At 68.4% G+C, this 11866-nt stretch carries 8 protein-coding genes; 2 read left to right on the forward strand and 6 right to left on the reverse strand.

Translation table 11 applies throughout. From position 1 onward, the window contains the following. Window positions 1-158 precede the first annotated feature (158 nt). A complete protein-coding gene (locus AB0C82_RS03780) occupies window positions 159-3434 on the forward strand; it encodes a S8 family serine peptidase (RefSeq protein WP_362837013.1) in 3276 nt (1091 codons plus the stop codon). Window positions 3435-3507: 73 nt separating this feature from the next. On the opposite strand, the gene AB0C82_RS03785 is transcribed toward AB0C82_RS03780, so the two are convergent. The 6 genes from AB0C82_RS03785 to AB0C82_RS03810 form a co-directional block, all read right to left on the reverse strand. Further along, the gene (locus tag AB0C82_RS03785; RefSeq protein WP_362835946.1) at window positions 3508-4785 is read right to left on the reverse strand and encodes a thymidine phosphorylase; all 1278 of its coding nucleotides are present in this window, start codon (window positions 4783-4785) and stop codon (window positions 3508-3510) included. A 123-nt stretch (window positions 4786-4908) separates the two neighbouring features. After that, on the reverse strand, window positions 4909-5307 hold the full coding sequence (locus AB0C82_RS03790; RefSeq protein ID WP_362835948.1) for a cytidine deaminase: 399 nt from the start codon (window positions 5305-5307) through the stop codon (window positions 4909-4911). After that, a complete protein-coding gene (locus tag AB0C82_RS03795; protein WP_362835950.1) occupies window positions 5304-6593 on the reverse strand; it encodes an ABC transporter permease in 1290 nt (429 codons plus the stop codon). Before AB0C82_RS03795 ends, AB0C82_RS03790 begins: the two co-directional genes overlap by 4 nt. Further along, a complete protein-coding gene (locus AB0C82_RS03800) occupies window positions 6590-7705 on the reverse strand; it encodes an ABC transporter permease (RefSeq protein WP_362835952.1) in 1116 nt (371 codons plus the stop codon). Before AB0C82_RS03800 ends, AB0C82_RS03795 begins: the two co-directional genes overlap by 4 nt. Further along, window positions 7702-9324: an ABC transporter ATP-binding protein gene (locus tag AB0C82_RS03805; protein WP_362837015.1), complete on the reverse strand. Its 1623-nt coding sequence runs from the start codon at window positions 9322-9324 to the stop codon at window positions 7702-7704. Before AB0C82_RS03805 ends, AB0C82_RS03800 begins: the two co-directional genes overlap by 4 nt. 255 nt (window positions 9325-9579) lie before the next feature. Continuing rightward, window positions 9580-10620 (reverse strand): BMP family ABC transporter substrate-binding protein, encoded by a 1041-nt coding sequence (locus tag AB0C82_RS03810; RefSeq protein WP_362835954.1) that lies wholly within the window; start codon window positions 10618-10620, stop codon window positions 9580-9582. Window positions 10621-11504: 884 nt separating this feature from the next. Between AB0C82_RS03810 and AB0C82_RS03815 the strand changes: the two genes are divergently transcribed. Beyond that, the gene (locus AB0C82_RS03815; RefSeq protein WP_362835956.1) at window positions 11505-11783 is read left to right on the forward strand and encodes a hypothetical protein; all 279 of its coding nucleotides are present in this window, start codon (window positions 11505-11507) and stop codon (window positions 11781-11783) included. Window positions 11784-11866: the final 83 nt, after the last annotated feature.

Consider the following 11866-nt stretch of genomic DNA (forward strand, 5'->3'; position numbering starts at 1 on the left):
TTGAACCATGAACCGGTGGCACTGGCAGTCAGCAGCTGCCCCGGACCTGCGGTTCCCAGGAACCACTTCATTCTCCAGGGGGAGAGTTGCGCAGACACGTCAGAAGCGCATACGTATCGACCATCGCCGCGGCGGCAGCCGTGGCACTCGCGGCCGGGATGACCACCCCGGCCGCGGCACAGCCGGACCGCGTCCCCGCGAGGGGCGAGCGGGCCGCCGGCACGCATCACCTCACTCTCGTCACGGGCGACCGCGTGCAGATGGACGCCAAGGGCCGGATCGTGGGCTTCGAGCCCGCGAAGGGCCGCGAGCACATACCCGTGCAGAAGCAGGTACGCGGCGGGCACACGCTCCTCGTGCCCGCCGACGCGCGCCGGCTGATCATGTCCGGCAAGCTCGACCAGCGGCTGTTCGACGTCACGGAGCTGAACCGGGCGGAGAACCGGCGCGCCCAGCACAAGGGCATCCGCCTGATCGTCGGCTACGGGGGCGCCCAGGCGGCCACGGCGAGAGCCGAAGTGGGTGACGCGGGCGGCACGACCGTGGGCCGCACCCTCAAGTCGCTGAACGCCCAGTCGCTGACCACGCCCGAGGCCGACGCACCCGACATCTGGCAGGCGCTCACCGACACGACGGCGGACGGCGACCGGCGCACGACGGCGGCGGGCGTCGACCGGGTCTGGCTGGACGGTGTCCGCCGGGCGAGCCTCGACAGGAGCGTCGCGCAGATCGGCGCGCCGACGGCCTGGGAGGCCGGCTACACCGGCAAGGGTGTCAAGATCGCCGTCCTGGACACCGGCGTGGACGCCACCCACGCCGACCTCAAGGACCAGGTCCTCGCACAGAAGAACTTCTCCGACGCCGCAGACGCCCTGGACCGCTTCGGCCACGGCACGCACGTGGCCTCGATCGCCGCAGGTACGGGCGCCGCCTCGGGCGGAACGTTCAAGGGCGTGGCTCCCGACGCCGAGCTGCTGAACGGCAAGGTGCTCGACGACGAGGGTTACGGCAACGACTCGGGCATCCTGGCGGGCATGGAGTGGGCGGCCGCGCAGGGCGCCGACATCGTCAACCTGAGCCTCGGTGGCGGGGACACCCCCGAGATCGATCCCCTTGAGGCGGCGGTCAACAAGCTGTCGGCCGAGAAGGGCATCCTGTTCGCCATCGCGGCGGGCAACGAGGGCGAGGGCGGGGCTTCCACCGTCGGCTCCCCGGGCAGCGCGGACGCGGCGCTGACCGTCGGCGCGGTCGACGACAAGGACGTCCTCGCGCCGTTCTCCAGCCGTGGCCCGCGCGTCGGCGACGGTGCGATCAAGCCCGATGTGACGGCACCCGGAGTGGACATCACGGCCGCCGCGGCACCCGGCTCCGTCATCGACAAGGAGGTCGGGCAGAAGCCTCCGGGCTATCTGACCATCTCCGGTACGTCGATGGCGACACCGCATGTCGCGGGCGCCGCCGCCCTCCTGAAGCAGCAGCACCCCACGTGGAAGTACACGGAGCTGAAGGGCGCGCTGACGACCTCTTCGAAGCCCGGGGCGTACACCCCGTTCGAGCAGGGTTCCGGCCGGATCGCCGTCGACGAGGCGCTCGGTCAGACGATCGTCGCGGACCCGGTGTCCGTGAGCTTCGGGACGCAGCAGTGGCCGCACACGGATGACACCCCGGTCGCCAGGAAAGTGACGTACCGCAACCTCGGTACGACGGATGTCACCCTCGATCTGGCCGTGACGGGCACCGGCCCGAAGGGCAAGCCCGCCCCGGCCGGATTCTTCACCCTGGGCGCGCCGAAGGTCACCGTCCCCGCGGGCGGCACCGCCGATGTGGAACTGACGGCCGACACGCGGCTGGGCTCCACGGTGAACGGCACGTACTCCGCCTACCTCGTGGGCACCGGCGGCGGGCAGACGGTCAGGACGGCCGCGGCGGTCGAGCGCGAGATCGAGTCGTACGACGTGAAGGTCACGTACATCGGCCGCGACGGCAAGCCCGCCCCGTACGCCGAGAGCGACCTCTTCGGCACGGGGGACGGCACCGACGGCGTGTGGGTCTCCCTCGGTAACACCAAGGGCACCGGCTCGGTCCGGGTCCCCAAGGGGACGTACGCGCTGAACGCCAACGTGTTCGCGGACCCGGCCGACTCCGGCAAGGGCGTCGACTGGCTCGTGCAGCCGAAGCTCGACGTCAACGGCAAGACGGCCGTCACCCTCGACGCGCGCAAGGCGAAGGCGGTGAACATCGCCCTGCCCGACAAGACGGCGAGCTCCACGCTGATGGCGCCGGACTACACCATCTCGTCGAAGTCCAGCTCCTTCACGTTCGGCTGGTTCCTGGACACGTACAAGAACTTCCGGACCGCCCACGTCGGCCCGAAGGTCACCGACGGCTCGCTCGCCCAGCACTGGGTGGGCAGCTGGTCCAAGGGTGCGTCAGCCGAGTACGACATCGCGCTCGGCGGCCCGGTCAAGCAGTTCGCCACCGGCTACGCACGCAAGCTCACCGCGGGTCAGTTCGCCAAGGTGAAGATCGCCATGGGCGCCCCGGCGCCGAAGAAGACCGGCGAGATCACCGCCTGGGGCACCCTCCCCAGCATGAACGGCGGCACGGCCACGTCGACGGCGCAGAAGCTCCCCGGCACCCGCACGGTCTTCGTCTCGACCGTCGAGAAGGCCCGGTGGACCTTCGACTTCTCGCAGCTCGGCGGAGCCGACGAGGACGGCTGGCCGATGTACGAGTCGGAGTACTCGCTCGGCGCCCCGAAGGCGTACACGGGCGGCAAGACGTACACAAGGACCGTCAACAAGGCCGTGTTCGGGCCGCTGCTGGACAACACCTACGGTCTCTCCCGCACGGGCAACGAGATCCTCGGCCTGGTGCCGCTCCTCGCCGACGGCAACGGGAACGCCGGGTCGTCGGAACTGACCTCGGTCAAGACGGTCCTGTACCGCAACGGCAAGAAGTTCACCCGGAACGACGACGCCCTGTACGGCGGGACACCGTTCGTCGTGCCGTCAGGCGCCGCCGACTACACGCTGAAGACCTCCGTGCGGCGCAGCGCCAAGATCGGTGCGGCCTCCACCCGTGTCGACGCGGGCTGGACGTTCCGGTCCAAGAAGACGAGCCGCGCCGAACTCCCCGCCTCCACGGTGCGGTTCACGCCCGCCGTGGGCGCGGACAGCAAGGTGGCGGCCGGCAGGGCCGCTTCCGTACCGGTCCAGGTACAGGGTTCGGCAGCGGGCAAGAACCTGAAGTCGCTCAAGGTGTACGTCAGTTACAACGCCGGAAAGACCTGGAAGAAGGTCACGGTGAAGAAGGGCGCGATCTCCGTGAAGAACCCCGCGAAGGGCAAGTCGATCTCCTTCGCGGCCAAGGTCACGGACAGGAAGGGCAACCTGTCGACGGTGGCGATCTACGACGCCTACTACGGCAAGTAGGCCCGCCCACCGCATGAGAAGGGCCCGCCCGGACGATCTCCTCGTCCGGGCGGGCCATTCGCGTTCCGCGCCGTTACGCGATGCGCTCGCGTACCACCGGGGTCGCGGTGAACTCCGTGCCGGCGGGGGCGATGTCGTAGGAGTCCGGGAGGGCCTTCAGGGCGTACTCGAACTTCTCCGGGGTGTCCGTGTGCAGCGTCAGCAGGGGCTGGCCCGCCGTGACGCTGTCGCCGGGCTTGGCGTGCATCTCGACGCCCGCGCCCGCCTGCACCGGGTCCTCCTTGCGGGCGCGGCCCGCGCCGAGGCGCCAGGCGGCGACACCGATGTCGTACGCGTCGAGGCGGGTCAGTACGCCGGAGGAGCGCGCGGTCACCACGTGCTGCTCGCGGGCGACCGGCAGCTTCGCGTCCGGGTCGCCGCCCTGGGCGGAGATCATGCGCCGCCAGACGTCCATAGCGGAACCGTCGGCCAGGGCCTTCTCCGGGTCGGCGTCCCTGAGGCCCGCCGCGTCCAGCATCTCCCGGGCGAGGGCGAGGGTCAGGGCGACGACGTCCTTGGGGCCACCGCCCGCCAGGACCTCGACGGACTCGCGCACCTCCATGGCGTTGCCCGCGGTCAGTCCGAGCGGGGTCGACATGTCGGTGAGCAGCGCGACGGTCCGTACACCGCTGTCGGTGCCCAGCGCGACCATGGTCGACGCCAGCTCGCGGGCGTCCTCGATGGTCTTCATGAAGGCGCCGGAGCCGACCTTGACGTCCAGGACCAGGGCGCCGGTGCCCTCGGCGATCTTCTTCGACATGATCGAGCTGGCGATGAGCGGGATCGCCTCGACGGTCCCGGTCACGTCGCGCAGCGCGTACAGCTTCTTGTCGGCGGGGGCGAGGCCGTCACCGGCCGCGCAGATCACCGCGCCGGTGCCCTCCAGGACGCTCAGCATCTCCTCGTTGGACAGGTGCGCGCGCCAGCCGGGGATGGACTCCAGCTTGTCGAGGGTGCCGCCGGTGTGGCCGAGACCGCGCCCGCTGAGCTGCGGCACGGCCGCACCGCAGGCCGCGACGAGCGGGGCGAGCGGCAGCGTGATCTTGTCGCCGACACCACCGGTGGAGTGCTTGTCGGTGGTGGGGCGGGAGAGCGCGGCGAAGTCCATCCGCTCGCCGGAGGCGATCATCGCGGCGGTCCAGCGGGCGATCTCGGTGCGATTCATGCCGTTCAGCAGGATCGCCATGGCCAGCGCGGACATCTGCTCGTCGGCGACCTCGCCGCGGGTGTACGCGTCGATGACCCAGTCGATCTGTTCGGGTGTCAGCTCGCCGCGGTCCCGCTTGGTGCGGATGACGGAGATGGCGTCCATGGGCGGGGAATCCTTCCGGCCGGGTGCTACGCAGGAGTCCGATTGACTCTACGCGCATAGAGGGTTGAGCGAACACCGGGCGGACCCGAAACGGGCCCGCCCGGTGGTGGTGGAGACGAGGCCTCAGGCCAGGTGCTGGGGGCCGAACGCCTGCGGCAGCATCTCGTCCATCGTGCGGAGACCGTCCGGGGTCTCCAGGACGAGCTCGGGCCCGCCGAACTCGTACAGCAGCTGCCTGCACCTGCCGCAAGGGACCAGGACCGCGCCGGCCCCGTCCACACAGGTGAAGTGGGTCAGCCGGCCGCCGCCGGTGGCGTGCAGCTGGGAGACCAGGCCGCACTCGGCACAGAGGCCGATGCCGTACGAGGCGTTCTCGACGTTGCAGCCGACGATCGTGCGGCCGTCGTCGACGCGCGCCGCCACGCCGACCGGGTAACCCGAGTACGGCGCGTAGGCACGGGACATGGCGTCCCGGGCGGCGGCACGCAGGGCGTCCCAGTCGACGTCCGCGGCGACCGTCACTTGCCCTGGCCCTTGCGGTAACGCATACCATCCGCCTTGGGCATCCGCAGCCGCTGCGCGGAGAGCGAGAGCACCAGGAGCGTGACGATGTACGGCGTTGCGCTCACGAACTCGGTCGGCACCGTGTCCGTGCCGAGGTACCAAACCAGCACGACGGCCGCGATCGCGGCGCTGATCACGCCGGGCACATAGCTCTTGCGGTAGATCTTCCAGCCCGCGAGGCCCGCCAGCATGACCACCAGGAGCAGCAGCAGGGCGTGGACGGACTCGCCGCCGTTGCGCAGCTGGAGCGCGTCGGAGAAGCCGAACAGGCCGGCGCCCATGGCGAGCCCGCCGGGCCGCCAGTTACCGAAGATCATCGCAGCGAGACCGATGTAACCTCGCCCGCCGGTCTGGCCCTCGTTGTAGATGTGCGAGGTGACCAGCGACAGGAACGCGCCACCGAGTCCGGCGAGGCCGCCGGAGGCGATCACGGCGATGTACTTGTAGAAGTACACGTTGACGCCGAGCGATTCGGAGGCGATCGGGTTCTCACCGCAGGACCGCAGGCGCAGACCGAACGAGGTCTTCCACAGGACGAAGAACGTGGCGATGAAAAGCGCCACGGCGACCAGCGTCAGCAACGACACGTTGGTGACCAGGCCACCGAGGATGCCGGCCACGTCGGAGATGAAGAACCAGTGGTGCGTCTCGATCGAATGCAGCCAGTCCGAGAGGCCAGGGACCGACACGGTCGTGATCTCCTCGGCCGGCGGTGACTGCTTGGGGCTGCCGCCCTTCGCCGCTGCCTCGCCGGAGTTGAACCAGAGCTTGGCGAAGTAGGTGGTGAAGCCGAGCGCCAGGATGTTGATGGCGATACCGGAGATGATGTGGTCGACACCGAAGGTGACGGTGGCGAAGGCGTGGAGCAGCCCGCCGAGCATGCCGCCGACGACACCGGCAAGCACGCCGATCCACGGGTTCGTCTGCCAGCCGGCCCAGGCCCCGAAGAAGGTGCCGAGGATCATCATTCCCTCGAGGCCGATGTTGACCACACCGGCCCGCTCGGACCAGAGGCCGCCGAGGCCGGCGAGGCCGATCGGCACGGCCATCGCGAGGGCGGCACTGATCTGTCCGGCCGACGTGACGTCCTGTGCGCCGGTGATGGCGCGCACCGCGGACAGCGCGAGCAGCCCGCCCGCGATGATCAGGAGGATGACGGGGAACGAGAAGCGCTTGTGCCCGCCCTTGCCACCGGAAACCTTGGGGGCTGCGGGCGGCGGGGTGGAAGTCGCCGTGACGGTCACGCCGACACCTCCTGCTGGTCGGAGTTACGGGCGGCCTGGGCGGCGAGTTCCGCGCCGACCTTGCTCTGCTGGCGCTTGAGGCCGTAGCGGCGTACGACTTCGTAGGCGATGACGACGCACAGGACGATGACGCCCTGGATGACGCCGACGATCTCCTTGTCGTACCCCTCGAACTCGAGCTTTCCGGTGCCGCGTTCGAGGAAGGCCCACAGGAGCGCGCCGAGGGCGATGCCGACCGGGTTGTTGCGGCCGAGGAGTGCGATGGCGATACCGGTGAAGCCGATGCCGACCGGGAAGTCGCCGCTGTACTCGAAACTGTCGTTGAGCAGCGTCGGCATGCCGATCAGGCCGGCCATCGCGCCGGAGATGAGCATCGACGTGACAATCATCTTCTTCACGTTGACACCGCTGGCCTCGGCGGCCGAGCCGGACTGGCCGACGGTGCGTAGATCGAAGCCGAACCGGGTGCGCGAGAGCGCGAACCAGTAGGCGAAGCCCGCGACGATCGCAACGACGATGAAGCCCCAGACCGGGGTGGGTGTGGTCGGGAACTCGAAGAAGTGCGAGGACTCCGGGATCGGCTTGGTCGAGATCTTCGTGCCGGCCTCGTCGAGGTGACCGAGCCTGCCCTGCTGGAGCAGATAGCCGATGATCGCTGTCGCGATGGCGTTCAGCATGATCGTCGAGACGACCTCGCTGACACCCCGAGTGACCTTCAGGACACCGGCGATACCGGCCCACATCGCGCCGACGGTCATCGCGGTGAGGATGATCAGCGGGATCTGGAGAGCCCCCGGCAGGGTCAGCGCGCCGCCGAGGGCGGCGGCGAAGAAGGCGGCGAGGCGGTACTGGCCGTCGACACCGATGTTGAACAGGTTCATCCGGAAGCCGATGGCGACCGCGAGACCCGCGAGGTAGTAGGTCGTGCCCTTGTTCAGGATGTAGACCTGGCTGTCCGACTTCAGTCCGTACTCGAACATGATGCCGAAGGCGTTGAACGGTTCCTTGCCCGTCGCGGCCAGGACCAGCGCGGTCACCAGGAACGCGACCACGATCGCGAGCAACGGGGCCGCGATCCCCAGGAGCAGCCGCTCCTTGTCGAACTTCTTCATCGGTCCTCTCCCCCGTCGGGGTCGGTCACGGGGCGGGTGTCGTCCGCACCGGGTTCGGCGGGCGTGCCGTCCCCGGCCGGGGCTTCCAGGTGTCCGCTCGCCGCGCCCGTCATGGCGGAGCCGAGCTCCTCGGGGGTGACCGTCGCCGGGTCGGCGTCGGCGACCAGCCGGCCGCGGTACATCACGCGCAGGGTGTCGGAGAGCCCGATCAACTCGTCGAGGTCGGCGGAGATGAGCAGCACCGCCAGGCCCTCACGGCGCGCTTCGCGGATCTGGTCCCAGATCTGCGCCTGCGCACCGACGTCCACACCACGGGTGGGGTGGGCGGCGATCAGCAGCTTGGGGCGGTGACTCATCTCGCGGCCGACGATCAGCTTCTGCTGGTTGCCGCCCGAGAGCGAGGCCGCAGTGACCTCGATGCCGGGGGTCCGGACGTCGTACTCGCGCACGATCCGCTCGGTGTCGGCGCGGGCGGCCTTGAGGTCGAGGAAGGCGCCGTTGCTGTTGGGGCGTTCGGTGACGTGGCCGAGGATGCGGTTCTCCCAGAGGGGTGCCTCCAGGAGCAGACCGTGCCGGTGGCGGTCCTCGGGGATGACGGCCATGCCGCCCTCGCGGCGCTTTCGGGTGGCGGCGTGGGAGATGTCCGCGCCGTCCAGCGTGAGGACGCCGGTGTCGAGGGTGCGCATCCCCATGATGGCGTCGACCAGTTCGGACTGGCCGTTGCCCTCGACGCCGGCGATGCCCAGCACCTCACCCTTGTGGATGGTGAAGGCGATGCCGTCGAGCACGGCGCGCACCACCCCGTCCGGGTCGGTGGCGGTCAGCCGCAGATCGTCGACGGTCAGCATGGGTACGTCGGTGACCGTGGACTCGCGGGTCTCCGGCGACGGCAGCTCGCTGCCGACCATCAGCTCGGCGAGCTGCTTGGTCGTGGTGTGCGCCGGGTCGACGGTACCCACCGTCGTACCTCGCCTGATGACCGTGATCTCGTCGGCCACGGAGAGCACCTCGCCCAGCTTGTGCGAGATGAAGATGACGGTGAGGCCCTCGGCCTTGAGTTCGCGGAGGTTGTCGAACAGTGCGTCGACCTCCTGCGGCACCAGGACGGCGGTCGGCTCGTCGAGAATCAGGGTGCGCGCGCCGCGGTAGAGGACCTTGAGGATCTCCACGCGCTGGCGGTCGGCGACCCCGAGGTCCTCGACCATGACGTCCGGGCGGATGCCGAGGCCGTACGCCGTGGAGATCTCCTTGATCTTGGCGCGGGCCCGGTCCCCGATGCCGTGCAGCTTCTCGGAGCCGAGTACGACGTTCTCGAGGACGGTCAGGTAGTCGGCGAGCATGAAGTGCTGGTGCACCATGCCGATGCCGCGGTCGATGGCATCACCGGGGTTGCTGAACGAGACCTGCTCGCCGTCCACCGCGATGGTGCCCTCGTCCGGCTTCTGCATGCCGTACAGGATCTTCATCAGGGTCGACTTGCCGGCGCCGTTCTCGCCGACGAGGGCGTGCACGGTGCCGCGGTTCACTGTGATGTCGATGTCGTGGTTGGCCACGACGCCGGGAAATCGCTTGGTGATGCCGCGGAGCTCGACGGCATGAGGACTGCTGGACGCTTTGATGGCGCACTCTCCTTGGCAGGAGCGGAGGGCGGAGGCGGTGGATGGGTACGTGGGTGGAATCAGGACGAGGCGCTGCGGGTGGCGTGGCGAAAAATACCGTGCCCGGCGGACGCTACGCGCGTAGCGCCACCGAAAATGCGCTGGCCTCCTGGCGCAGGTGGCGGAGGGCACGCCCGAGGCGTGCCCTCCGTACGCGAATCGGGGCCCGTAGAAACGGCCGAAGCCGCTCCACCGGGCCCCGAATCAGCGGACAGGTCAGAGGGTGGTCTTGACCTTGATCTCGCCGTCGACGATCTTCTTCTTCGCCTCGTCGAGCTTCGCCTGGATGTCCGTAAGGTGGTCACCCGTGGTGGTCAGGCTGACGCCGTTCTTGGCGAGAGAGTACGTCTGCGTGCCGGTCAGGGGCTCGCCGTCCTTGACGGACTTCGACAGGTCGTAGACACCGGCGTCGACGTTCTTGACGACCGAGGTCAGGATCGTGGCCGCGTACTTCGACAGGGCCGGGTCCTTGGCCTGGTCGGAGTCGACACCGATGGACCAGGCGCCGGACTTGCCCGCGACGGCCTCGATGGAGCCGGCGCCGGAACCGCCGGCAGCGGCGAAGATGACGTCGACACCCTTGTCGAGCATGCCCTTGGCAGCGGCCTTGCCCTTGTCGGGGCTACCGAAGCCGGACAGGTCCGAGCCCGTGGACAGATACTGGATCTGCACCTTGGCCTTCGGGTTCGTGTCCAGGACGCCCTGCTGGAAGCCCGCGGCGAACTTCTTGATCAGCGGAAGGTCGACGCCGCCGATGAAGCCGATCTGGCCGTCCTTGGACTTCAGCGCCGCCGCGACACCGGCGAGGTAGGAGCCCTGCTCCTCCGTGAAGACGATGTTGGCGACGTTCTTCGCCTCGGCGACCGAGTCGACCAGCCCGAAGGTGACGTCCGGGTACTTCGGCGCGATCTTGTCGACCGCGTCCTTGTACGCGAAGCCGACCGCGATCACGGGGTTGAAGCCGCCCTCGGCGAGAGACTGCAGACGCGTCTCACGGTCGGCGGGGGTCTCACCGGTCTTGGCGGTGAGCTCCTTCGTCTCGGCGTCGAACTCGGCCTTGGCCTTGTCCAGGCCGCGAGCGGCGGAGTCGTTGAACGAGTTGTCGCCACGGCCGCCGACGTCGTAGGCCATGCCGATCTTCATCTGGTCCTTGTCGGAGCCAGTGTCCTCGGTGGAGGAGTCGCCACACGCGGTGGCGGTGAAGGCGAGGGCCGCGGTGACAGAACACGCGACAGCAAACTTGGATACCCGGCGCAAGGGAAGGCTCCTTCAAACCTGACCGAAGCGCCTCTTCCGGCGCTGGTTTCGCCGCGATCGTAACGCGCGTAGATGTCAGATAAGGACCTGTACGGAAGCCGTTATCGGATCGTCGCGAACACCCATCGGGCCAGCATAGAGCAGGGCCGTCACGGAGAGTAGCCGAAGACGTCTCTTCCGCGCTGCGGCCACCTCGGCCCCGACCACCTCCACGCCCCGCCAAAGTCCCGTTGTTCAATATTCACCTTTGCGTAACTTGCTATCCAGCCATAATTCTCGACCCTATTGCCGCGCCGACAAGTCAGCTGATAGACATCAGTCAATCCCGGATCGCCATGGCATCAATCGGCGCAGGCGATTCGACCAGAAAGGCCATCTACGCTCGACCACCAAGGGGGAAGAATGAACCGGAGAATGTCGACCATTCTTGGCGTCGCACTCACACTTGCCGCAGGGGCCACCGCATGGGCCCCGGCGTCCTCGGCAAGCGTCCGAGTGGGCGACTGCAACACCTGGCGATCGAACACGGCACCGTGGACGGGTTCCGCCTACTGCAGCGGCATGGCCTGGGCAGACCAGTTCCGCGTGAAGGTGACCTGCGTAGACCCCCGGGGGTCGACGTGGGTGGTGTACGGCCCATGGAAGAGGAACGCGCAGACGTCAACGGCGAAGTGCTCCGACAACCCCAACGTGGGGATCTCCAAAATTGGATTCACTTTCGATCACTAGTCGCACTGTGCGAGTAAATTCCGACCGCACAAAACTACAGCCCAAAGTGGACCTTACGGGACCGCTTTTCGCTTGCTTTACCCTAGGGGGAAAGAGTGAACAAGAGGTCAATCGTATCCGGAATGGCCGTCGTCGCGGTGGCCGGATCTCTACTCATGGCACCCAGCGCCGCCGCTAGAGAAACTAGGATCGCGAACGCCGACTGCACTGTCTGGAAGTCAAGCTCGGCTCCCTGGACCGGTTACTCCAAGTGCACGGGGATGCTTCCCCTCGTCGAGCGCCAACAGGTGAAGGTGACCTGCGTTGACCCGCGAGGGAACCTGTGGGTCGTCTACGGCAAGGGCAAGGGCAACGGCGAGACCTCGAGCGCGAAGTGCTCGGACAACCCAAACGTCGGTGTGTCCAAGGTCGGCGCAAGCGTCTACCGCATCTGACCGAGACGTGATCACGGCGCCCGGTCTCGGCACCGAACCAGCGCCACAGTCAGATGAGCCAAGCCTTCCACGGGCTCCCGGCA

It is taken from the genome of Streptomyces sp. NPDC048560 (assembly GCF_040650955.1).
In the GTDB taxonomy this organism is placed as follows: domain Bacteria; phylum Actinomycetota; class Actinomycetes; order Streptomycetales; family Streptomycetaceae; genus Streptomyces.

What these genes read in the sequence shown, in the direction of transcription:
- AB0C82_RS03780 (WP_362837013.1), top strand. Translation starts at nt 159, where the DNA reads ATGACCACCCCGGCCGCGGCACAGCCGGACCGCGTCCCCGCGAGGGGC.
- AB0C82_RS03785 (WP_362835946.1), bottom strand. Translation starts at nt 4,785, where the DNA reads ATGGACGCCATCTCCGTCATCCGCACCAAGCGGGACCGCGGCGAGCTG.
- AB0C82_RS03800 (WP_362835952.1), bottom strand. Translation starts at nt 7,705, where the DNA reads ATGAAGAAGTTCGACAAGGAGCGGCTGCTCCTGGGGATCGCGGCCCCG.
- AB0C82_RS03815 (WP_362835956.1), top strand. Translation starts at nt 11,505, where the DNA reads ATGGCACCCAGCGCCGCCGCTAGAGAAACTAGGATCGCGAACGCCGAC.